The sequence below is a fragment of the Streptomyces sp. NPDC012825 genome (assembly GCF_042900925.1).
Classification (GTDB): domain Bacteria; phylum Actinomycetota; class Actinomycetes; order Streptomycetales; family Streptomycetaceae; genus Streptomyces.
Genome location: NZ_JBIBBZ010000008.1, coordinates 15,246 through 36,786, shown reverse-complemented (window position 1 = coordinate 36,786; position 21,541 = coordinate 15,246). Strand labels below are relative to the sequence as shown.

The following is a 21,541-nucleotide window of genomic DNA, read 5'->3' as shown; positions in this document are numbered from 1 at the left end:
GTCAGATGCCGCAGCCGGAGGCGGACCAGAAGCGGCTGGGCCGGTGATCGACGTGGGCGTGGTCGCCGTGCCCCGGGTAACCGGGCCCGAGGATGCCGTTGAAGCCGTGGTTGCGGGCCTGCTGGGCGAGCCGGCACAGCGAGTGGGGTCCGGCGCCGAGGTCGGCCGCGTCACCGTACAGGTGGCGGCTGGAGGAGGCCCCGCCGACCGCGCTGTTGCAGGCCTGGCTGCGGAAACCGCTGGTGACGCGAATGGACTGGTCGCCGAGGGCGTGCCGCAGGGCCTCCAGCTTCCACATGGTGCGCAGCGCGTTGGACTTGGCGGTGGCCGCGCTCACCGCGCCCCCGGCCCAGGTGCTGTTGCAGTTGTTCAGCTCCGCGTAGGAGAAGTGGAGCGGGGTGCAGTCGTCGTCCTGGAGCGCGTAGATCCTGCTGAACGTCGCGGGGCCCGCGACGCCGTCGGCGGCCAGTCCGTAGGCGGCCTGGAAGCGCTTGACGGCGGCGGCGGTCGCCGGTCCGTAGGAGCCGTCGATGCCGAGCACCGCGCCGTAGCCGGGGTAGCCGGCCACGCGGATCTGGAGCGCCGTGACGTCGGCGCCGGTCGCCCCCTGGGAGAGGGTGCGCGACCAGGTGTAGCAGCCGTCGGCCTGCGCGGTGCCCGCGGTGGCCACCACCCCGGCCAGCGATGCGGACATGAGCATGACAATAGAGAGAAGAAAGCGCAGAGGGAGGGAACGTACGGTCCGTCCGGCCACCGGGCCTCCAATGCCTCACGAATCGGATGTGACCCGTGGAGGTGATCCACGGGGTGAGCACTCAGAGACTGGCGGGCCGGTCGACGCGCGTCAACCCGGCACGGCCGCCGCCATTCGTCGGCCCAATGACGGCGGCGGGACGACACCCCCGCCTCACACCGTCCCCGGGTCCGGCCCCGCCCCCGGATTCGGCCCCGCTCCTGCCCCTGTATCCGGTCCTGCTTCCGGGCCCGGCCCCGCCCCTGGATTCGCTCCCGCTCCTGCTTCCGGAGCCGGCCCCGCTCCCGGAGCCGGAGCCGGAGCCGGAGCCGGGTCCGCTCCCGGACCCGGATCCGGATCGCCCCCGCCCGCGGGCCGTTCCGCCGCACGCGCCTCCCGCAGCGCCGTGACCACCGACCACACCACCGACACCAGCGGCACCGCCACCACCGCGCCCACGATGCCGGCCGCGATCGAGCCCGCGACGACCGAGACCGCCACCACCAGCGGATGCAGCCGTACGGCCCAGCTCATCACCAGCGGGTGCAGCAGATGCCCCTCGATCTGGCCGATCACCACGATCAGGGCGATCACGACCGCCGCGACGAACGGGCCCTTCGCCGCCAGGGCGACGACCGCGGCGACCGCGAGGGCGACCGGAGAACCGATCAGCGGGACGAACGCGGCCGCGAACTCCAGGAGCGCCAGCGGGAGCGCGAGCGGCACCCCGAGCAGCCACAGCGCGATCCCCACGAGCACCGCGTTCACCGCGGCCACGAGCACGATCCCGTGCGTGTACCCGGTGAACGTGCGCCACGCCGCCCGCCCGCCGGTCTCCGTCCGCCCCCGCAGGAACGCCGGCAGCTGTTCCCGGAACCACGCCCACTGGCGGTCGCCCGAGTGGAGGAAGAACACCGAGGAGAACAGCGCGAGCGCCAGCGTGGTCAGCACCGCCACCACATGGTGCGCCCCGCTCACCGCGTCGCTGACCAGCGTCGAACGGTGGTCGGAGAGGAACCGGCCGATCCTCTCCTGCACGTCCGACAGCGCCCCGGGGTCCAGCCGGAACGGCGGCCGCTCCAGCCAGTGCTCGATCCGCCCGACGCCGTCCCGGAACTCCCGCACCAGCGTCGTGCGCTGCTCCGCCACCGCCTCGCCGATCAGCGCGAGCACCCCCAGGACCAGCGCGATGCCGCCGAGGAGGGTGAGGGCGACCGCCGCCGACCGGGGCAGTCCCCGGGCGACGAGGTCCACGACCGGCCGCAGCAGCGCGGTGACGACCAGACCGAGGAACACCGCCACCCCGATCTCGTGGAACCGCCCGAGCAGGGCGAACAGGGCGTAGACGAGGGTGCCGACGACGAGCAGCCGCCACGCGTACGCGGCGGCCGTGCGGAGGAACGGGGCCACCTGCGGTGGGGAGCCTGGCTGCATGACCGACGACCTACCACCGCGGCGGCGCCGGGCCACACCGGCGGGCCCCGCATTCGCCCGACCAGGACCGGCATTGACCCGACCGGGTCCCCGGCCGGTTCCCCCGTACGGGCGTCCGGCCGGTGTCGCCGCCCCCGCGCGGGCGCCGTCCGGTCAGGATCGGTGCATGGGCGTCGTCCTGCCGGTCCTGTTCTCCCTCTTCGCCGCGTTCAGCAACGCGCTGGCCACGGTGCTCCAGCGGCGTGCCGCGCTCACCGTCCCGCAGTCCGACTCCTTCCGGCCCGGGCTGGTCCTCGACCTGCTGCGCCGCCCGCTCTGGCTGGCGGGCATCCTCGCCGTCGTCGCCGCCGGCGTCGGACAGGCGGCGGCCCTCGCGACCGGGCCGCTGGCCCTCGTACAGCCCCTGTTCGTCCTCGAACTGCCCCTCGCCCTCCTCATCGCCTCCCTCATGGCGCGCGAACGGCTGCCCGCCCGCCTCTGGGCGGCCGTGGCGGCGGTCGTGGCCGGTCTCGGGGCGGCCCTCGTCGCCGCCTCGCCCTCCGGCAACCGCACGCACGTGGCCCTGGACCGCTGGCTTCCGGTCCTGGTGGCCTGCGCGGTCGCCGTGGTGGCGCTCACCGCCGCCGGACTGCGCAGACCGCCCGGCCGGGCCAGGGCGGGCTGCCTCGGCGCCGCCACGGCGATCTGCTACGCGCTCACCGCCGCCCTCATGAAGACGTCCATGCACGTCCTCGACGACGGCGGGATCGGCGCCTTCCTGACGGCCTGGCAGACCTATGCCTTCTGCGCGGCGGGGATCATGGCCCTCCTGCTGCTCGAGCACGCCATGCAGGGCGGCCCGCTCGTGGCCTCGCAGCCCGCCCTGACCCTCGGCGACGCCACGGTGAGCCTGGCCCTGGGCGTCCTGCTGTACGAGGAGCACATCCGTACGGGCTGGTGGCTGCTGCCCCAGCTGGCCGGCGTCGCGCTGATCGTCCTCGGGGTGTTCGCCCTGGCCCGCGGCGGGGCCGCCGCGTCCTGACCCCGCCCGCGGCGGCCGGAGAGACCGACCCGGACGGGACCGGCGGCGGAGGAACCGGTGAGACCGGCGCCAGCGGGTACAGGCAGGTTCCGAAAGGACGTGCGAAGGGAACGGGGTATCCGATGACCGGCGTGAACGGTACCGGTGGCGAGCGGGCCGAGGAGGACCGGGATCCCGCACCGAACCTGCTCGAAGGGCTCAGCGTGGACACCAGCAGGCCCGAGCAGCCGCTCCTGCTCGGTGCCGGGGGCGAACCCATCCGCACCTGGCGGGAGAACTACCCGTACACCCGCAAGGTGCGCCGCGCCGCGTACGAGCGGGAGAAGCGGATCCTGCAGATCGAACTGCTCAAGCTGCAGCGCTGGGCCAAGGAGACCGGCGCCCGGATCATGGTGCTGTGCGAGGGGCGGGACGCCGCGGGGAAGGGCGGCACCATCCAGCGGTTCACCGAACGGCTCAACCCGCGCGGCGCCCGGATCGTGGCCCTCGACAAGCCGACCGAGCGCGAGGCCGGACAGTGGTACTTCCAGCGCTACGTGGCCCACCTCCCGGGCCCGGGCGAGATCGTCTTCTTCGACCGCTCCTGGTACAACCGGGCCGGCGTCGAGCGGGTGATGGGCTTCTGCACCGAGGACGAGTACCGGCTCTTCCTCCACCAGTGCCCGCTGTTCGAACGCATGCTGGTCGAGGACGGCATCCACCTCGTGAAGCTCTGGTTCTCCGTCTCCCGCTCCGAACAGCGCACCCGTTTCGCCATCCGCCAGGTCGACCCGGTGCGGCAGTGGAAGCTCTCGCCCACCGACCTCTCCTCCCTGGACCGCTGGGACGACTACACCACCGCGAAGGTCGCCATGTTCAGGGCGACGGACACCGACCACGCCCCCTGGACCGTGGTCAAGAACAACGACAAGCGCCGGGGCCGCCTCGAAGCCATGCGCAGCCTCCTGTCCCGCATCGACTACGAGAACAAGGACGTGGCGGCGGTCGGCACCCCCGACCCCCTCATCGTCGGAGCGGCGGACACCCTGCTCGAACCGGGGGAGGAGACCACCGACCTCTCTCCCACGCCCCTGGCCCCCGCCCGGCAGGGCCCGGGGGAACACCCCCCGGCCCCCTGACGCCGGTCCGGCTCCTCCCCCGCGTACCGGGGAGGAGCCGGACCTGCGCCGTGGCGTCGCCGTCCTCCGTCCGCGGCGGCTCCTCCGGCCTCCGGACGCGGTCGCTCTCGTCCTGGACGAGCAGGGAGAGCAGCGAGGCCACGGGAAGGCCCGCTTCCGCCGGATGGCGAAGCACCCGGTCGGGCGCGATGCGATATGTGTTGCCGCGCCCGTCACGCGTGTGGGAGAGGTAACCGTCCTGTTCGAGGTCGGAGATGATCCGCTGCACCGCCCGCTCCGTGAGCCGGCAGTGGGCGGCGATGTCGCGGATCCGGACGCTCGGGTCGTCGGCGATCGTCGCCAGTACGCGCGCGTGGTTGGTGACGAACGTCCAGCCGCTGTGTGATTCGGGCACTCCCACCATGCACGGCATCGTATGACCGTCATTGCCGGATACCTCATACGTGACATACCTTTCGTGTCACAGATGACGTGATTCCGTGAAGGTCGCGGGGAGGGTCCGGAAATGTCCTTGGGCGAGACCGCCACGGCGGAGCACGCGATCGGTGCCGACGGGAGCGGGGGAGCGGCGGCCGGACCGCTCGACGCGCCGTGCGTCCCGGACCGGTCGGCGGTGACGCAGTACGAGGCGCACGGCGCCCGGGTCGTCGTCGCGCACGGCGACTACGACATGCAGACGATCGCGCCCCTGGCGGCGGTCCTGCGCGCCGCGGCCGAGGAGCACCGGAGCGTGGTCCTGGACGTCTCCGGCGTCACCTTCGCGGACTCGGCCTTCCTGAACCTGCTGATCCTCACCCACCGGACGACCGACCTGCGCCTGGCCGGACCGAGGACGCCGGTCCGGCGGATCCTGGAGCTCACCGGGGTCGACAGCGTCCTGAAGGTGCGCGAGACGGTGGAGGACGCCGCCGCCTGCTAGGGCCCGTCCGGTGTCCGGCCTCGCCCGACACCGGGCGGCGGCGTGCTTCCGGGACGGCGCCCGCTCCGGCCGGAACCGGAGCGCGTACTCTGTTGGCGGCGGCCGGGCGGTCCGCGGTGTGCACGACCGGCGCCGGGGTAGGAGCGGGCGTACGCAAGCGCCGAAGAGCGACGGACAGGACGAAAGATCCCCACATGGCCATCCCGGTCGGGAAGCAGGCGGCAGGCGAACGGGGCACGGACGCACATGCCCCGCTGCGCCACGAGACCACCTGGCACGACGGTGCGGCCCAGGCCGCGGAAGCGCGGCACGCCGTGCGAGCCCTCTTGGCCGACGCCTCGCGGACCGGGCGCGCGGCACCGCCGCCCTCCCTGGCGATGGACGCGGAACTCGCCGTCAGCGAACTCGTCACCAACGCCGTCCTGCACGCCCCCGGCCCGTGCGGCCTGATTCTGCGGCTGTCCGGCGACGAACTGACGATCACCGTCTGGGACACCTCCACCGCCGGACCGACGGTGAGGGGAGTCGACCCGAGCCGGATCGGCGGACACGGACTGCGCCTGGTCCACACGGTCAGCGACGGGGTCGTGGTCACCCCGCACGCCGGGGGGAAACGAATCACCGCCCACTTCTCCCTGACCCCGGCTCCCGGCGCCGACCGGCCCGACCGGACCGTTCCGGCGGACTCGTCCGCGACGGAACGCGACGGGACCCACGGCCGGTCCGCGGCTCTGGACGGCGCGAAGTACTGACCCGGGCCCTCGCGCCGGGATGAGCCGGTCGGCTCCCCGGGCGGGCCCGGGGAGCCGACCGCACGCTAGAGGAACCGGCGGATGGGCAGAACGGCCGCCTCCCGCATCCGCTGAAGGGCGGCGCGCCGCCGCCAGCGGGCGGGGTCGACGGGGGAGCTGCGCAGCAGGTCGTCCTCGAAGTCCCGGTCCAGGCCGGCGGTGAACTCCTCGTCGAGGACGGCCAGCATCACTTCCTCGTCGTGGCTCATCGAACGCCGGTTGAAGTTGGTCGAGCCGATCAGCGACGCCACCCCGTCGACCGTCATGACCTTGGCGTGCATCATCGTCGGCTGGAACTGGTGGATGGTGACCCCCGCCTCCAGCAGGCGTTCGTAGTGGTACTGACCCGCCAGCCGGCAGGCCCGCTGATCGGTGTAGGGCCCGGGCAGCAGGATCTCCACCTGGACCCCGCGACGCGCGGTCGCGCACAGCAGGTCCACGAAGTACGTGTCCGGGGCGAAGTAGGCGGTGGCCAGCCGGAAGCGCTCCTCGGCGCTCGTGAGCACGACCCGGATCAGCGTCTGCATGTCCTGCCAGCCGATGCTCGCGGAGCCGCGGATCACCTGCACGACGCAGTCCCCGGACTGCTCGTGTCCGGTGAACCGGTCCCGGTCGTCGTACAGCTCGTCGTGGCACTCGGCCCAGTTCTGCGAGAAGGCCGCGGCTATGCCGTCCACCGCCGGACCCCGGACCTTGACGTGGGTGTCGCGCCACTCGCCGGGATTCCGGGCGTCGCCGCACCACTCCTCGGCGATGCCCACGCCGCCCGTGAACGCCGTGTGCTCGTCGACGATCAGCGCCTTGCGGTGGCAGCGGTGGTTCTGCTTGAGCGGTGACAACCACAGCGGCTTGCGGAACCAGGCCACCCTCACGCCGGCCTCGTCCATCCGGTCGAGGAGGTCCTGCTCGATCCGCATGGCGCCGAAGCCGTCGAGGAGCAGGCGCACCCGCACACCGGCGGCGGCCCGTTCCGCGAGGGCCTCGGCGAAGTCCCGGGCGATCTGCCCGCGCCAGTAGACGAAGGTCATCATGTCGATGGTGTGCTCGGCCGCCCTGATGGTGTCGAGCATGGCCGGAAAGATCTGATCGCCGTTGCGCAGCGCGACCAGTTCGTTCCCTTCGGTGGCGGCGACGCCGATCAGGCGTTCCAGTCGTCGACGCAGATGCCGGATGCGGGCCTCGGCAGGTCTGTGACGCTCTTCCACGGTAACCATTGCATTCCCCTTCGAGCCGTTCGGAAAGCCTGTGCCGTACGCCCGGCCCCGGTCGGTCCGGGAGCGGTGGTCCCCGGCCTTCCCCGCCGAACCGGCTTTCGTTTCCACGACCTCCGCATGCCCTGCCGTCGGGTCCGCATACGGCGGTGCGAGCAAGATCTCACCGCCGGTCCGCGCGGACGGTGTCAGACCATGACCAGGAGCCGTGTGCTCGGCACGAGCTTCCGGTTCACGCTGGTGCTCTGGACGAAGATCGTGAAGTCGTCGTTGTGGTCCGGCTTGACGCGCACCTCCACGTCGGGCAGGCCGAGCAGGGCCCGGGCCTCGGGGCCCGTGTACACCCGGTCCGTCTTCTTCTCCACCACCGCGATCCGCTTCCGGGCCTGGACCTTCTCCGACTTGCTCAGCTGGTAGAACGCGCAGCCGGTGCGGTACGCGTGCCCGGACTCGACGACCCGGTCCCGGATCGCCACGTCCCGGTCCACCGGGACCAGCCGGTACTCCGACGGGTCCACCGGCGTGAGGCCGGCCGCCTCGACGGTGTCCTTGTTGACGGCCTCCGCGCCCGTGGAGAACACCGCCCGCGACCCCCGGATGCCCTTGGTGCGGCCCACCATGAACTTCTCGGTGGCCTCCTGGATGACCTGACCGGCCTCCTCCAGCCCCCGCGTGCTCGTGGCGTCCCAGACCGCGACGTTCTCCCCCGGGAAGCCGCACTGCACGGCCTCGCGCCTCCCCACCTGGTCCGGCACGAGGACGGCCAGCGTCCAGTTGTCCTGCTGCGCCCCGATCATGTCGGCCACCGCCTTCACCAGTTCACGCGGCTTCCCGGACGGAGCGTCCGGGCAGCGGTGGCTCGCGTTCTCCTGGCCGTCCGTCAGCACGAACGTCAGGAAGCTGTGGTCGCCGTACAACTGGGCCGTCAGCGCCAGTTCCCGCTGCGACTTCAGGGTGGCCGCCAGCAGGGACGTCATCCCGCCGACCCGGTACAGCTCCTTCAGCGACGGCATCCGGAGCACGTCCTTGTCGTAGATGACGCACTCCACCCCGTCGGCGAAGACGTACACCGTGACCCGGGTCTCCTGGTCCAACTCCTCCGACCGGCGGGCGAGGTACGCGATCTGCTGGTCGGCGACCTCCACGACCTTGCCGCTCAGGTGCGACATCGACGAACTGGCGTCCAGCACGAGCGCGACGTGATTGATGTAGTTCTGGTTTCCGGACATGACGGCTCCCCCTCGTTTCCGAGTCTCCGATTTCCGACTGGATGCTCCTACCGTCCCACCCACCACTGACAATCGGCCTCGGCTCCGCCGGCCCCGCGCGCTCCGGACACATCGGCCCCGGCTCCGTTCCGCCCCCCTGTGCGGCCCGGACACGGACGGCACGGCCCCCGTCACTCCTCCAGGGCCTCCAGGGCCTCCAGTCCCCGGCTCCAACGGGCCCTCCGCTCCGCCGGACTCTGCTCCCACCACGGCTCCCCGCGCTCCCCGAGGGCCACTTTCGCCGTGTGCACGCGCGCCCGTGCGGCGCGTTCGGCCCGGGTGTCGTCCTCCCGGCGCGCCGCTCCCACGGCACGCCGGGCCGCCATGAGGAGGGAGCGCAGCCGCGCGGCCTCCTCCGGAGGGATGTCCGGGTCGGTGGCGCGCCACCGGCGGCCACCGACGACGATGTAACGCCCGTCGGGCGTGTGCTCCACGTGAGACCTCGACGTCATGGGCACCGTCTTCCTTCGATTCCGCCTCCCGGGGCGCGCCCGGAACGAATCCTCCGACGGGCCCCGCGGCGGCCCGCCCGGACCCGGGGCCGCCCTCCCCGCCATCCTGCGACAGGAGCGGCGTCCCCGCTTCCTCCCCGGGCCCGAAAAGCGTCGCGCGGACCCCCGGTGAATCGCACGGCACGGGGTATACGGGGCGGCATGGCAGCGAAGACCGATCACCTCACCCCCTTGCGGGCCACGCGTCAGTTGCGCCGGATCCGCACCTTCTACGCGACGGCCGCCCTGCTGTGGGCCGTCGCGGCGACCTGGACGGCGTGGACGCATCCGGGGTCCCGGCAGATGTGGGTCTCCGTGGGTCTTCTGGCCGTCTTCGTCGCCCTGCTGGGCACCGTCGCCCTGTGGCTGCGCGGTCTGCGGACCGCCGGACACCGTCCGGCGCACCGCGCCGCACCGCGACGGGCGTCCACCCCCCGTCACGCGAACGCCTGAGGCCGGTCCGCGCGGAACCGCCTCCCGGTGCGTCGCGGGAACCTTCCGGTACGGCTTCGTCAGGAGAATCGAGCGGACCCGGTCCGACGGTCGGGCCGGGTCCCGTTGAGGAGCAGTCATGACCACGTTCGTCATCACCGTCCCCGGGACGTTCACCTCGGGCATCACCGACTCCGAACGTTCCGCCCTGGAGAGGGAGCTGGCCCCCCAGCACACCGACGTGAGCGAGAGCGAGGGCCTGAACCTCCTCACGCTGAACGAGGGGGGCACCTTCTCGGTCCGTCTCGAAGTCGAGGCCCCGGACCGGTACGAGGCCGAGCTGGACGCCGTCCGGATCGTCTCGGAGGCGCTGGGGAAGGCGGGAGTCGCCGAGGGCGACGCCCCGCTCGGTCCGCCGACCGTCACCGGCATCGACAGCGACCTCTAGGGCCTGTCCGGCGGATCAGGGCCGGGCAGACCCTGGATCCTCACCGGCCCGCCTTCCCCCGGCGGGTCACAGCTCCTTCAGGCATCCCTCGAACTCGGGCAGGGAGACCAGACCGTCGCCGTCGACGTCCGCCCTGCGGAAGAGGTGCCGCAGGGCGTCGTCGTCGAGCGTCCGTCCGGTCAGCCGTTCCACGGCGCCGCCGAACTCGTGGACGTTCAGCAGCCAGTCGTCGTCCGTGTCGAACTCCCCGAACACCGACCTGGTCCCGTTCGGTGCGTCCGCCTCGATCATGTGAAACCCCCTCGTCCTTCCCGGGCCCTCCGCCGCGGGTGATGTCCGGTTGCCCCTCCTCCGGGGCCACAAACGGTGTCGCCCCGCTCACGCCGCCGGGTTCCTCGCGCGGTGTCCGGTCCGGACGCGGCGCGCCTCGGCCGGGTGGGCGGGCGTCCGTGGAGGATGGGCGGGACGGCGTCCCGGGGCGGGCCGACGTCTTCCCGACGCCCGAGGAGGACCCCTCATGGACCGGCCCGACCGTCCGGAACCCGACCCGCGCGGCACCGACCCCGGCACGGAGGGCGACCCGGGTGGCGGCCGGTACGGCGAGGTCGTCTTCCGTCCCGACCGGACCGGCGAGGGCGTGCGCGTCGACCACGGCGCACTCGCCTACGACGACATCAGCATGCACCGGCTGCGGGCCCTGGGAGCGGGCCCGGGATGGCGCTGTCTCGACGTGGGCGCCGGTACGGGCACGATCGCCCGGAGGCTCCTGGACGAGGCGGGGGTGGCGAGCGTGCTCGCCGTCGACCGCGACGTACGCTTCCTCGCCGGGCGGCCCGTGGCGGGACTCGAACTCCTGGAGGCCGACGTGACCGCCCCGGACTTCGCCCCCGGCCGGTTCCGGCTCGTCCACGCGCGATTCGTCCTGATGCACCTGCCCGAGCACGAGCGCCTGATCGGAAAGCTGGCCGGGCTGCTCGAACCCGGGGGAGTGCTGGTGCTCGGCGACGCGGTGGACCTGACGAGCGACCGCGCGCCCCTCACGCCGTACACCGCCGCCATGCGGGCGATGTGGCAGGGACTGCGGACCGCCATCGGCACCGACGTCTCCCGGGTGCCCTCCTACCCGCACCTTTTGCGCGGGGCGGGGCTCGAGGTCGTCGCGGCCGAGATCCACGTGCCGCCGCTGCTGCCCGGCAGCCCTCTCAGCCGTTTCTGGGCCGACACCTGGGAACGGAGCAGGGCGGCGATGACCGCCACCGGCCTGGTCGACGACGAGGCCGTCGACACGGCGATCCGCCACCTGGAGTCCGGCGAGTGCGCCGCACTGTCGGCCGGCATGCTCACCGCTTGGGGAAGGAGACCCCTGGAGACGCCGCGCTGACGCGCCCCGGGCCGTCGTCCGATGCTCCCGGGCCCCGGCGCCCGCCCCGTCGGGCGGGGTTGCGCCGCGCCAGGGACAGGTTCAGAGCGGTGGCGAAGAGGCACCAGGCCGTATAGGGGAGGAGCGCGCGACCGGCGGTGCGGTCCACGGGGTACGTCCTCCGGAGGAGCCGGACGTTGCCGACGTCCAGCAACACGGTGCCGGCCACACCCGCCCACGGGCGGCGGCTCCGGAAGAACAGGTGGTTCCAGGCCGCGTTCAGCACCAGGTCCGTCCCCAGGGACGCGGCCAGCGCGGTCCGCCGCGAGCCGCGCGCCCGGGCCAGCCCCCGCCCGCCGGCCCAGGCGAGCGACACGTACAAAGGGGTCCAGACGGCCCCGAACGCCCAGGACGGCGGCTGCCACGGCGGCTTGTCGAGCGACCCGTACCAGGGGCTGTCCGCGTCCACCGCGCGCGCCCCGACCACGGCGGTCGCGGCCACCGCCACGGCCGCGGCCGCGTAGGAGGTCCATCCGCCGTCGGCGGGCGTCGTCTTCTCACCGTTGATCCTCACACCGGCGCGTGTGCCCGCGTTCCCCGTTCCCGACGCCCCCTCTTCGTACGCGTTCCCGCTCGGTTTCCGTCCTCCTCTCCGCGCGCGTTCCCCCGGCCGGTCCCAAGGGCCGGAAGGACGGGAATGGCCCCGGATCCCGAGGGCACGCGAACCCCGTGACGGTGTGCGTCCGCCCCCCTGGGCGCAGCCGAGAACGGAAGGGGGAAGAGGGAGAGTGCGTATGACAGGGCGGACCGCGTCGGGGCCGGAGCGACGGCTGCGACTGGTGGATCGCGGTGACGTCCCGACACCGCCCCTGAGGCCCGGCGGCTACGATCCGGCCGACTACGCGCCGTGCGTCCTGCGCAGCGCGGAGGAGGTCGGTGTCTCCCCGGTGCTGGTGATGACCGTGCTTCACAACGAGGCGTACAAGCCGCACCACCCCCTCCTCGAACGGCTCTGGCAGTGGTGGAAACCCGGGGCCTCCTTCGGTCTCGCCAACATGCACCGCGCGGCCTTCGAACAGGTCCGCCGGTCGCACGGTCTGGCGGAGCGGTGGCAGGACCTCCGCGACGACCCCGCCTTCGCCGTCCACACGGCCGCCCTGCATCTGAAGGACCTCGACCGGAGCCTCCCGGAGCGCCACGCGCGCCGCTACACCCGCGACGAACTGCTCGCCCTCGGCTACAACACGGGCGCGCGCAACATGCGCCTCTTCGCCCGGGGCGTTCCGCCCGGCCCCATGGCACGCTCGTACCTGCGCCGCTTCCGCGACCACCGGAGCAGGGCGGCCGACATCCTGGCGGACCACCGCGAGCCGTACGACAGCGCCGCCGGCTGATCCCGGAAACCGCGGGCGGACGTTCACCGCTCCGGCCGCATGAACCGCCCCATGGGTGGCATACGGGACCGGAAGCCGTTCATCGGACCCACCGCCGCGCGGCGGCCCACCGGGCCCCGGCGGAAGAGGAGGACAGCATGTCGCAGGTCGAAGAGTCCGTCGAGGTCGACGTCCCGGTCACCACCGTGTACAACCAGTGGACCCAGTTCGAGGAGTTCCCCGAGTTCATGGAGGGCGTCGAGCGGATCGAGCAGCGCACCGACACCCTCACGCACTGGGTGACCCGGATCGACGGGGTCCAGCGGGAGTTCGACGCGGAGATCACCGAGCAGATCCCCGACGAGCGCGTCGCCTGGACCACCGTGGGCGGCGAGGTCAGGCAGGCGGGAGTGGTGACGTTCCACCGCATCGACGACCGCACCACCAAGGTCATGCTGCAGCTCGACCACCACCCCGAGGGGCTGGCCGAGACCGTCGGCGACAAGCTCGGCGTCGTCAAGCGGCAGGCCGCCGGCGACCTCAAGCGGTTCAAGAAGTTCATCGAGTCCCGCGGCGGGGCCGAGACCGGCGGCTGGCGCGGCGAGGTCTGACGGCGCCCGGCCCCCGCGGCGCCCGCCCCACGACCCGGGACACCCGCCCGCCGGTATCGGAGCCCGGCCGTCCCCCGACGGCCGGGCTCCGCCGTGCTCCCGGCCGCTGACCGGCACGCGCCCGCCCGGATGCCCGTCCCCCCGTGCGAACGGGGGCGCGGGGGAGGACCCTGGTCCTCGGGGACACGACGAACCGGGGGCCGTGAGGAGAGAACGATGGCGAAGAAGGACGACCTGGGCGCGGGCGACGACGTCTCGTGGAAGAGCCACGGCCGGACCGTCGGGGGAAAGGTCAAGAAGAAGATCACCGACCGGACCCGGGCGGCGGGCCGGACCGTCGACGCCTCGAAGGAGGAGCCGCAGTACGAGGTGGAGAGCGACAAGACCGGTCGCTCCGCCGTGCACAAGCCCGGCGCCCTGCGCAAGAAGGACGGGAACTCCTGATGGCCCGCGAACGGCAGGACCCCGACCGGGACGAGATCGTCTCCGCGTTCGACGAGGCCGTCAACATGACCGCCGCGCAGATGGAGAAGTGGCTGGACACGGAGGAGTCGAAGAACGCCGGGCAGAGCGACGGGGGCGAGAGCGTCGGCCACGCGTCCGGCAGACGCATCGTCGAACTCCTCCGCACCCGGAAGGCCGACCTCGACGACGACGACCTGGCGCACATGCGCAAGGTGACCGGCTACGTCCACCGCCACGTCGAGCAGCGCCCGAAGGGCGACGTCACGGACACCAAGTGGCGCCACTCCCTCATGAACTGGGGCCACGACCCCGAGAAATGACCCACCCGGGAAATGACCCGTGGGCCCGCCCGTACGGCGGATGCGCGGAAGAGTGCGCCCGGGGCCCCCGGCCCCGTCGGCGCGGCCGTTCGCGTCCTGCTCCGTGGAGCAGGCGCGCGAGCGGTCCGTCGACTCCCGCCCACCGTGCTCAGCCCCGTCCAGCACGGTGACGCGGTGCGTCGTACCCCGGGCTCCTCCCGGTCCGTCGCGACGGGCGCGAGGGCCCGGAACGCCCGGTGACGGCGAGTGCGCCGATGACCGATCATGGCGCGAACCCGACGGCCGGGCCATGGGGAGAAGTGCGTATGGACAGCGGCCGGTTACCGTGGACCGACACGGTTCGTCGGGGTCCTCGGGAGAAGCGGTCATGCGGGATCGGCACGCGCGGATGCTGGACCTGGCGGTCGGGGTGATGGACGCCGAGGACCCGGAGCACGTCTGGTCCCTGCTCACCGAGGAATTGCTCACGGCGCTCGACGCGACGCTGGTCGTGGTCAAGGAGGAGCCCTGGACGCGGGAGCGGGGCCGCGTCGCGCTCCGGTCGTACGGGACGGAGCCGTACGGGACGGGGGCGGAGGACCTCCACGACGAGTCGGTCCGGCGTCGCATCCGGGAGGGCTACCCCTTCGCGGGGCACTACGGGGGCGGCGGGGACCGGGCCCCGCAGAGCGCCGCGCGCATCGCGGGAGGACGGGTCTGGCGGCACAGCGCGACGGCCGACGCCCTCCACCGGGCCTTCGGGACACGGCACATGCTCGGCATACCGTTCCCCGGTACGGGCCCGCACGTCAGCGGTTTCGTGGTGCACCGCCCCGGCGGGGACTTCACCGTCCACGACGTGCGGTACGCCACGCGCGCGCAGCCGCTGCTCAAGGCGGCGGCGCGCCACCGGTCCCTCCTGAACGGGCTGCGGGCGGTGCCGGGCGGTGACCGGACGCGGCGGGCCAACCGGTCCCTCGCCGCGCCGCTGACCCCCCGCGAGCTGAACGTCCTGCACCTGCTCGCCACCGGGCTGCCGGCCGACTCCATGGCACGCCGCCTCGGCATCTCGCCGCGCACCGTGCACAAGCACCTGCACGCCCTCTACCGCAAGCTGGGAGCCGCGGACCGGCTCGACGCGGTGCTGCGCGCCCAGGACGCCGGCCTGCTCGCCGGGGCCGGCGGCCCTCGCGAACCGGGCGCCCGGCCCTCCCCGGGTCGGTGACCCGGCGACGTTCGAACCCCTCCTCACGCGGAGGACTTGGGACCGGCCGCCGACCCGAAAACTGGTCCAGACCTCTTGACGATTGGTCCAGACCTTCTTAGGGTCGCCGCAACGCACTGCGGTGACCGCAGGGCAGGGCACCACGTACTCAGGGCCACGCAGGGCGTGCGGGTCACGGATCACCTCCTGCGCGCCGGATCCCATTCGAGGAGCATCGTTGAGCACCGAAACACCCCGCCGCCGACTCCGGTCGCCGCGGAGCGTCCCCCGGTCCGGCCGGGCCAAGGCCGTCGCGGGCGTCACCGCGCTGTTCCTTCCCCTGGCCGCCATGGTCGGGCTCGCGGCCCCCGCCGAGGCAGCCGCCTCCGCCACCGCGACGTACACCAAGAAGTCCGACTGGGGCTCCGGCTTCGAGGGCCAGTGGACGGTGAAGAACACCGGCACCACCACGCTCTCCTCCTGGACCGTCGAGTGGGACTTCCCCACCGGCACCAAGGTCACCTCCGCGTGGGACGCCACCGTCACCAACTCCACGAACCACTGGACCGCCAAGAACCTGGGCTGGAACGGCACCCTGGCCCCCGGCGCCTCCATCTCCTTCGGGTTCAACGGCAGCGGCACCGGCGCCCCCAGCGGCTGCAAGCTCAACGGCGCCTCCTGCGACGGCGGTTCCACCAACCCCGGTGACAACGCCCCCTCCGCGCCCGGCAAGCCCACCGCGAGCGACATCACCGACACCTCGGTGAAGCTCACCTGGGCGGCCGCCACCGACGACAAGGGCGTCAAGAACTACGACGTCAAGCGCGACGGGGCCACCGTCGCCACCGTCACCGGCACCACCTACACCAACACCGGCCTGACCGCCGGCACCGACTACAACTACACGGTCGTCGCCCGCGACACCGCCGACCAGACCGGCCCGGCCTCCGCCGCCACGGCGGTCCGCACCACCGGCGGCGGTGGCGGCGGCGAGAACCCCGGCGGCAACGGGAAGATCAACCTGGGCTACTTCACCAACTGGGGCCCCTACACGGTGAAGAACCTGGTGACCTCCGGCTCCGCGTCGAAGATCACGCACATCAACTACGCCTTCGGCAACGTGCAGAACGGCAAGTGCACCGTCGGCGACTCCTACGCCGACTACGAGAAGTCCTTCACCGCCGACCAGTCGGTGGACGGCAAGGCCGACGTGTGGGACCAGCCGCTGCGCGGTCACTTCAACCAGCTCCGCAAGCTGAAGGCGCAGTACCCGCACATCAAGGTGCTGTGGTCCTTCGGCGGCTGGACCTGGTCCGGCGGCTTCGGCCAGGCCGTGCAGAACCCGAGCGCCTTCGCCCAGTCCTGCTACGACCTGGTCGAGGACCCGCGCTGGGCCGACGTCTTCGACGGCATCGACCTGGACTGGGAGTACCCCAACGCCTGCGGTCTGACCTGTGACACCAGCGGCCCGGCCTCGATCAAGAACATGATGCAGGCCATGCGCGCCAAGTTCGGCCCGAACAACCTGATCACCGCGGCCATCACCGCCGACGGCTCCACCGGCGGCAAGCTCGACGCCGCCGACTACGGCGGCGCCGCCCAGTACATCAACTGGTACGACGTGATGACGTACGACTACTTCGGCACCTGGGCCGCGCAGGGCCCGACCGCCCCGCACTCCCCGCTGACCTCGTACCCCGGCATCCCCGCCCAGGGCTTCAACTCGGCGGACGCGATCGCCAAGCTGAAGGCCAAGGGCGTCCCCGCCTCCAAGCTGCTGCTCGGCATCGGCTTCTACGGACGCGGCTGGACCGGCGTCACCCAGTCCGCCCCCGGCGGCACCGCCACCGGCCCGGCGGCCGGCGTCGAGCCGGGCAACCAGTACTACAAGGTCCTCAAGACCACCTGCCCGGCCACCGGCACCATCGCCGGCACGGCGTACGCCCACTGCGGCACCGACTGGTGGAGCTACGACACCCCGGCCACGGTCACGTCCAAGATGTCCTGGGCCAAGGGCCAGGGTCTGGGCGGCGCGTTCTTCTGGGAGTTCAACGGCGACACCGTCGACGGCGAACTGGTGAACGCGATCAGCAACGGCCTGAAGTAGGACCCGGCGGCGGTCTTCGCGCCGCGCCGGTACCGAGCGGTCCCGCCCGCCCCGGACAGGGGCGGGCGGGACGTCTTCGTTCGCGGCTCCTCCTCCGGGCCGGCCCCGCCCCGGCGCGGCACACCGGTCAGGAGGTGCGGCCCCCGCGGTCGCGGTCGCGGTCGCGCAGCCGCACGGTCACGTAGGCCACGAGGGCGAGGACGCCCAGGACCAGGACGGCCTTGGAGACGAGACCGACGTACTTCTCCACCACGTCCCACTGGTCCCCCAGCCAGTAACCGGCCAGGATCAGGGCGGCGTTCCAGATCAGGCTGCCGAGCGCGGTCAGCGCGACGAACAGGGGGAGCGGCATGCGCTCCACCCCGGCCGGGGCGGAGACGAGGCTGCGGACGACGGGCACCATGCGGCCGAGGAAGACCGCCTTGCTGCCGTGCCGGGAGAACCACTCCTCCGCGCGCTCCAGGTCGGAGGTCTTCACCAGCGGCAGCTTCGCCCAGAGCGCGTGCATGCGTTTCCGCCCGAGCCGCATCCCGATCCAGTAGAGGACCAGGGCCCCCACGACCGAGCCGAGCGTGGTCCAGAACATCGCCGAGAACAGCGTGAGCACGCCCTGCCCGGCCGCGAACCCGGTCAGCGGCAGGATCACCTCGCTCGGCAGGGGAGGGAAGAGGTTCTCCAGCGCGACGGCCAGGCCGGCCCCGGGACCGCCCAGGGTCTCGACGAGGCCGGCCGCCCAGCCCGCGAGGCCGTCCGAAGGCTGTCGTGCCGCCGCGTACATGAGGTGCATGGTGTTCTCTCCAAGCCGCCGGACCGATGGGTCACCCGGGGCCACGCTCCTGCTTCCCCCGCCTCGTCCTCGGCGGGCCGCGCACGGGCCGGTGACGGGCCGCGGCCCGGGAGTGCTCTTCCGGGTACCCGCTCCGCCGCGATCCCCACGTGCGAGTCCGGAACCGGTGACGACGGATCTCCCGGTGGGTGGCCGGGACGGACGACCGGGGCGGAGCCGGAGGGCCTCCGCTGCGGGCGGTACGGGATTCTTCTCAGGGACGCGCATGTCCGGACGTACACGGGGCAGACGGGCACCACTTGTTGGACCGTGAAAGGCCGGCCTGTGCTGATACCCGATTCCCGTCTCCTCCGTTCCCTGCTCACCCGTTACGCGGACCTGCGCATCGCCGAGGCGCGCGGCGAGAGGAGGGAGGGGGAGCGTCTGGAGGACGTCTCGTACACCCTGTGCGTGGTCACCGGTACGACCCGCGTCGAGGACGCTCTGGCGGCCGCCGACACCCTGCTGGCCGCCCGCCGCGTGCCGAGGGTCCGCCCGGTGCCGGCTCCCGTCGACCGGACGGCGGCGGAGCTGGCCGCCTGACGTACCCGCGGACCCGCGGACCGCGGGTCCGGCACACCGTCCCGCTCCGTACGGGGAACGCCGGAGGGGCCCGGTACCGACCGGGCCCCTCCGGCGTTCCCCGTACGGAGCCCGCCCTCAGCGGTGGCCGGCCTCGTGCTCGGCCATCCTCCGGAACTCGCCCAGGTCGTAGTTGGCCAGCGTGGCGTCGAGGTTCGTCACGGCGCCCAAGTGCTCGACGAAGCCCTTCGGTTCGTACTCGACCTGGAGCGTCACCCGGCTCTCCGTGTCGCTGAGCCGGTGGAAGGTGACCACTCCCGCGTGGTGGACCCCCTCCGTCGTCCGCCAGGCGATCCGCTCCTCCGGCACCACTTCGGTCAGTTCGGCCACGAAGGCCTTGTCGGCGCCCGGCAGGGACACCTGCCAGGCGAACGTCCCGGCGTCGATGCGGTCGACGCGCCTGACGTGGCTGAGAAAGGTGGGCCAGCGCTCGACGTCGGCCCAGAGGGACCAGCTGACGGCCACCGGTGCCTTGATGTCGACCGCTTCCAGCAACGAGGACGCCATGGACGTCTCCTCCTCCTGTGTGAAACGACGGGGTCCTCCGTCCGTACCCCCGAAGCCGCGTTTCACCGCCCGGGCCCCCGGCTCCGCCCGGAAGCCGGCCCGGTGAAAAATATCGAGTTTTTGTGACGGCCGTGAGCTTGCATCTATACGACTCCGGCGTTCTACTGGAAGGGGAATTCACCCTAAAGATCCCGTTTTGTCGGGTTGAGTTTGTGGAAAGGGATGGTGGCATGGCTTCCACCGAGCGAGTCGTCCACGAGAGCACGTGGAACGACATCGACATCGAAGAGGCCCTGAACCCGTGCGAGCCGGGCGGCACGGCCCGTGACACCAGGGAATGCGCGGCGCTGGCGCTCGCCGGCGGCTCGGGCGGTCTCCTGCTGTCGCCGCCGACGCCCCGCCCGAAGAAGGGCTGATGGAGCGGTCAGAGGCGTCCGCCCGGGTGGCGGAAGCGGTCCATGACCTCGCCTCGGACGTGGTCTCCGCCCTCAAGGGCGGGGACCACTCCGCTGCCCGGGGCGGGGTGACCGGTACGGAGGGCGACGGCCCGTGGCTCGCGGCCGTGCGCATGCTCGGACCGGACGTCCTGCTCCCCGCCCTCGTGCACGGCAGGCCGCCGCATCCGCAGGACGTCGACGCGTGCCGACGGGCCGCCGCCACCTTCCCGCCCCGGGCCGACTCCTCTCCGGTGACCGTCTGGAGCCACTGGGCCCTGACACGGATGTCGGACCACCCCGACGCGCGGCCCGCCGCCCCCGGAGCACCCGCCGGGTCCGCGCCGGATTACGGCTCCGACCACGACGCCGGGGCCGACGGAGCGCGGGACGCGTGGCCCGCCGCCGTCCCCTGGCAGCAGCTGGCGCACCAGCTCGCGCTCCTCGCCCCGCTCGCCGTCCCCGGCGACACGGCGACGGCCGCCGCCCACGGACACGCCGCGCTCGCGGAGTCCGCCGTCGCACGGGTCGCCCGGCAGCGGCCCGTCGACCTCGCGCGCGGCTTCGTCCGGGCGGTGCGCCGACGGGACTGGCTCCAGGCGGCCGCCGCGGGCCGCTGGCTCGCGGTCGTCGACGGCGTGCCGGAGACCCTGGGCCTGGACTCCGGCCTGGACTTCGTCCTGCTGATGGGCGGCGCCGACCCCCGGGTGGACCTGCACGTGCACGCCGCACAGCACTTCCGTACGCTCCGGTCGGCACGCGCCGGGCGGGAGGACGGCGCGGAGGTGCGCGCATGACGGCGGCGGTGCCGGACCGGGACCTCGGCGCCCGGACGGCCGGACCGGTCGGCGGCGGGCCCCGTACGTCCTCCGGCGACACCGCCCGCCCGCCCGCCGACGGCGTCGCGCGCCCCTCCGCGGCCCCGCAGGTCGTGGAGGTGGCGTGCACCGCCCTGGACTGGGTGTACGACCACCGCTCCTGCTTCGCGCTGCCCGAGGACGTGCTGGCGCCCGACGTGCTCGTCGACCGCACCTGGAAACCGCTCGGCGAACTCGCCCAGCTCGGCGACGGCATCCGCCGCCACACCGCCTCCGGCCCGGCCCGCCGACGCGCCGCCGAACTCCTGGAGTTCGCCTGGGGGCAGACGCGCCGGGGCTCCCTGCTCCTCGAACAGTTGCGCGCGGAACCGATGTCCACCTACCCGCTGGAGATCTACGCGGCCTTCCGGTCGGCGGGTTTCCGGCATCCCGGCTTCGAGGAACTGGCCCGCGCGCTGGCCCGCACCCGCAGCTGGGCGCACACGGAGCAGGACCCGACCCGCCGCCTGGGCATCCTCAACGCCGAGCACCGCACCGGCCTGCCCCCGCACGCCCCGCCGTGCACCGCCCTGCACCGCACCTGGCTGGGCAGCCTGCCCGAACCGTGGATGTTCGAACGCTCCTCCGGCTACGCCCTCACCCACGTCGTCTTCCACCTCACCGACTGGGGCAACGCGCCGCACCGCATGCCGCCCCGGCTCGCGCGCTACCTCCACCACTGGCTGCCCGCCTGGCTGGACTCGTGCCTGGAGGAGGAGCTCTGGGACCTCGCCGGGGAACTGCTGGCCGTAGCGGCGGGCCTCCCCATCCCCGTCCCGGCCCGGATCGTGGAACCCGCGTGGGCACGGCTCGCGGCCGCGCAGGACGCGGCGGGCGGACTGTGCGAGGTCGGCCCGAGCCGCCGCGACGGATCCGCCGAGCCGGGTTTCCTCCACTGCTACCACTCGACGCTGGTGGCCGCCTACGCGGCGACCCTCACCGTCGCCCGTCTGTACGGGGTTCCCCCCGTGTCCCTCACCGCCACGGTCCTTCCGGGCCCCGAGACCGCGCCGCCGGGTGATGTCCCATGACCGTCCACCAGCCGCCCGC

The 21,541-nt window shown here is 73.0% G+C and carries 26 protein-coding genes and 1 pseudogene; 17 read left to right on the top strand and 10 right to left on the bottom strand.

Features of this window, described 5'->3' with window-relative positions; all coding sequences use genetic code 11:
* Window position 1: 1 nt before the first annotated feature.
* Entirely contained in the window at window positions 2–694 is a 693-nt protein-coding gene (locus ACFY7E_RS18855; RefSeq protein ID WP_383442063.1) for a D-Ala-D-Ala carboxypeptidase family metallohydrolase, read from the bottom strand.
* A 213-nt stretch (window positions 695–907) separates the two neighbouring features.
* A complete protein-coding gene (locus tag ACFY7E_RS18850) occupies window positions 908–2,167 on the bottom strand; it encodes an AI-2E family transporter (RefSeq protein WP_389486215.1) in 1,260 nt (419 codons plus the stop codon).
* Between the two features lie 166 nt (window positions 2,168–2,333).
* Between ACFY7E_RS18850 and ACFY7E_RS18845 the strand changes: the two genes are divergently transcribed.
* Together ACFY7E_RS18845 and ppk2 are read left to right on the top strand one after the other, a co-directional pair.
* A complete protein-coding gene (locus ACFY7E_RS18845) occupies window positions 2,334–3,188 on the top strand; it encodes a DMT family transporter (RefSeq protein WP_389486214.1) in 855 nt (284 codons plus the stop codon).
* 122 nt (window positions 3,189–3,310) lie between these two features.
* Entirely contained in the window at window positions 3,311–4,306 is a 996-nt protein-coding gene (ppk2, locus tag ACFY7E_RS18840; RefSeq protein WP_389486212.1) for a polyphosphate kinase 2, read from the top strand.
* Between the two features lie 85 nt (window positions 4,307–4,391).
* On the opposite strand, the pseudogene ACFY7E_RS18835 reads toward ppk2, so the two are convergent.
* Window positions 4,392–4,709: pseudogene (locus ACFY7E_RS18835) on the bottom strand (helix-turn-helix transcriptional regulator); the annotation flags it as partial.
* 102 nt (window positions 4,710–4,811) lie between these two features.
* On the opposite strand from ACFY7E_RS18835, the gene ACFY7E_RS18830 reads away from it, so the two are divergent.
* Both ACFY7E_RS18830 and ACFY7E_RS18825 read left to right on the top strand, forming a co-directional pair.
* Complete coding sequence (locus tag ACFY7E_RS18830; RefSeq protein ID WP_389486210.1) at window positions 4,812–5,225, top strand: STAS domain-containing protein; 414 nt, start codon at window positions 4,812–4,814, stop codon at window positions 5,223–5,225.
* Between the two features lie 194 nt (window positions 5,226–5,419).
* Window positions 5,420–5,977 (top strand): ATP-binding protein, encoded by a 558-nt coding sequence (locus tag ACFY7E_RS18825; protein WP_389486208.1) that lies wholly within the window; start codon window positions 5,420–5,422, stop codon window positions 5,975–5,977.
* 65 nt (window positions 5,978–6,042) lie between these two features.
* Here ACFY7E_RS18825 and ACFY7E_RS18820 read toward each other — a convergent pair whose 3' ends face one another.
* From ACFY7E_RS18820 to ACFY7E_RS18810, 3 genes are all read right to left on the bottom strand, one after another.
* On the bottom strand, window positions 6,043–7,230 hold the full coding sequence (locus ACFY7E_RS18820; protein ID WP_383442044.1) for a phosphatidylserine/phosphatidylglycerophosphate/cardiolipin synthase family protein: 1,188 nt from the start codon (window positions 7,228–7,230) through the stop codon (window positions 6,043–6,045).
* Window positions 7,231–7,415: 185 nt separating this feature from the next.
* On the bottom strand, window positions 7,416–8,456 hold the full coding sequence (locus tag ACFY7E_RS18815) for a vWA domain-containing protein (protein ID WP_389486206.1): 1,041 nt from the start codon (window positions 8,454–8,456) through the stop codon (window positions 7,416–7,418).
* 170 nt (window positions 8,457–8,626) lie between these two features.
* The gene (locus ACFY7E_RS18810; RefSeq protein ID WP_389486204.1) at window positions 8,627–8,947 is read right to left on the bottom strand and encodes a hypothetical protein; all 321 of its coding nucleotides are present in this window, start codon (window positions 8,945–8,947) and stop codon (window positions 8,627–8,629) included.
* Between the two features lie 201 nt (window positions 8,948–9,148).
* Between ACFY7E_RS18810 and ACFY7E_RS18805 the strand changes: the two genes are divergently transcribed.
* Complete coding sequence (locus ACFY7E_RS18805) at window positions 9,149–9,439, top strand: hypothetical protein (protein WP_389486202.1); 291 nt, start codon at window positions 9,149–9,151, stop codon at window positions 9,437–9,439.
* Between the two features lie 118 nt (window positions 9,440–9,557).
* On the top strand, window positions 9,558–9,866 hold the full coding sequence (locus ACFY7E_RS18800) for a hypothetical protein (protein ID WP_389486200.1): 309 nt from the start codon (window positions 9,558–9,560) through the stop codon (window positions 9,864–9,866).
* 66 nt (window positions 9,867–9,932) lie between these two features.
* Here ACFY7E_RS18800 and ACFY7E_RS18795 read toward each other — a convergent pair whose 3' ends face one another.
* Entirely contained in the window at window positions 9,933–10,157 is a 225-nt protein-coding gene (locus ACFY7E_RS18795; protein WP_389486198.1) for an EF-hand domain-containing protein, read from the bottom strand.
* 226 nt (window positions 10,158–10,383) lie between these two features.
* On the opposite strand from ACFY7E_RS18795, the gene ACFY7E_RS18790 reads away from it, so the two are divergent.
* A complete protein-coding gene (locus ACFY7E_RS18790; RefSeq protein ID WP_389486196.1) occupies window positions 10,384–11,247 on the top strand; it encodes a class I SAM-dependent methyltransferase in 864 nt (287 codons plus the stop codon).
* Here ACFY7E_RS18790 and ACFY7E_RS18785 read toward each other — a convergent pair.
* Window positions 11,207–11,800, bottom strand: coding sequence for a TspO/MBR family protein (locus tag ACFY7E_RS18785; RefSeq protein ID WP_389486194.1), 594 nt, complete (start codon window positions 11,798–11,800; stop codon window positions 11,207–11,209). The genes ACFY7E_RS18790 and ACFY7E_RS18785 overlap by 41 nt on opposite strands.
* A gap of 220 nt (window positions 11,801–12,020) precedes the next feature.
* On the opposite strand from ACFY7E_RS18785, the gene ACFY7E_RS18780 reads away from it, so the two are divergent.
* The 6 genes from ACFY7E_RS18780 to ACFY7E_RS18755 all read left to right on the top strand — a co-directional run bounded on the left by ACFY7E_RS18780 (window position 12,021) and on the right by ACFY7E_RS18755 (window position 17,285).
* A complete protein-coding gene (locus ACFY7E_RS18780; protein ID WP_389486192.1) occupies window positions 12,021–12,620 on the top strand; it encodes a lytic transglycosylase domain-containing protein in 600 nt (199 codons plus the stop codon).
* A gap of 137 nt (window positions 12,621–12,757) precedes the next feature.
* Complete coding sequence (locus ACFY7E_RS18775) at window positions 12,758–13,210, top strand: SRPBCC family protein (protein ID WP_383448095.1); 453 nt, start codon at window positions 12,758–12,760, stop codon at window positions 13,208–13,210.
* A gap of 216 nt (window positions 13,211–13,426) precedes the next feature.
* The gene (locus ACFY7E_RS18770) at window positions 13,427–13,654 is read left to right on the top strand and encodes a DUF2945 domain-containing protein (protein WP_389486190.1); all 228 of its coding nucleotides are present in this window, start codon (window positions 13,427–13,429) and stop codon (window positions 13,652–13,654) included.
* A complete protein-coding gene (locus ACFY7E_RS18765; RefSeq protein WP_383448022.1) occupies window positions 13,654–13,995 on the top strand; it encodes a DUF3140 domain-containing protein in 342 nt (113 codons plus the stop codon). The genes ACFY7E_RS18770 and ACFY7E_RS18765 overlap by 1 nt, the downstream gene beginning before the upstream one ends.
* A 367-nt stretch (window positions 13,996–14,362) precedes the next feature.
* Complete coding sequence (locus tag ACFY7E_RS18760; protein ID WP_389486187.1) at window positions 14,363–15,199, top strand: response regulator transcription factor; 837 nt, start codon at window positions 14,363–14,365, stop codon at window positions 15,197–15,199.
* 217 nt (window positions 15,200–15,416) lie between these two features.
* On the top strand, window positions 15,417–17,285 hold the full coding sequence (locus tag ACFY7E_RS18755) for a glycosyl hydrolase family 18 protein (RefSeq protein ID WP_389486185.1): 1,869 nt from the start codon (window positions 15,417–15,419) through the stop codon (window positions 17,283–17,285).
* Window positions 17,286–17,412: 127 nt separating this feature from the next.
* Here the strand turns inward: ACFY7E_RS18755 and ACFY7E_RS18750 are convergent, their stop codons facing one another.
* Window positions 17,413–18,072 carry a DedA family protein gene (locus ACFY7E_RS18750; protein WP_389486183.1) on the bottom strand — a complete coding sequence of 220 codons (660 nt, stop codon included), beginning with the start codon at window positions 18,070–18,072 and terminating at the stop codon, window positions 17,413–17,415.
* Window positions 18,073–18,396: 324 nt separating this feature from the next.
* On the opposite strand from ACFY7E_RS18750, the gene ACFY7E_RS18745 reads away from it, so the two are divergent.
* Window positions 18,397–18,654 carry a DUF5133 domain-containing protein gene (locus tag ACFY7E_RS18745; RefSeq protein ID WP_389486181.1) on the top strand — a complete coding sequence of 86 codons (258 nt, stop codon included), beginning with the start codon at window positions 18,397–18,399 and terminating at the stop codon, window positions 18,652–18,654.
* A gap of 117 nt (window positions 18,655–18,771) precedes the next feature.
* Here the strand turns inward: ACFY7E_RS18745 and ACFY7E_RS18740 are convergent, their stop codons facing one another.
* Window positions 18,772–19,200, bottom strand: a complete 429-nt coding sequence (locus tag ACFY7E_RS18740; protein WP_389486179.1) for an SRPBCC family protein — start codon at window positions 19,198–19,200, stop codon at window positions 18,772–18,774.
* A 230-nt stretch (window positions 19,201–19,430) separates the two neighbouring features.
* On the opposite strand from ACFY7E_RS18740, the gene ACFY7E_RS18735 reads away from it, so the two are divergent.
* The 3 genes from ACFY7E_RS18735 to ACFY7E_RS18725 are packed head-to-tail and all read left to right on the top strand — an operon-like array spanning window position 19,431 to window position 21,522.
* Window positions 19,431–19,616, top strand: coding sequence for a hypothetical protein (locus ACFY7E_RS18735; RefSeq protein ID WP_389486177.1), 186 nt, complete (start codon window positions 19,431–19,433; stop codon window positions 19,614–19,616).
* Entirely contained in the window at window positions 19,616–20,431 is an 816-nt protein-coding gene (locus ACFY7E_RS18730; RefSeq protein WP_389486175.1) for a hypothetical protein, read from the top strand. The genes ACFY7E_RS18735 and ACFY7E_RS18730 overlap by 1 nt, the downstream gene beginning before the upstream one ends.
* On the top strand, window positions 20,428–21,522 hold the full coding sequence (locus ACFY7E_RS18725; RefSeq protein WP_389486173.1) for a DUF6895 family protein: 1,095 nt from the start codon (window positions 20,428–20,430) through the stop codon (window positions 21,520–21,522). The genes ACFY7E_RS18730 and ACFY7E_RS18725 overlap by 4 nt, the downstream gene beginning before the upstream one ends.
* Window positions 21,523–21,541: the final 19 nt, after the last annotated feature.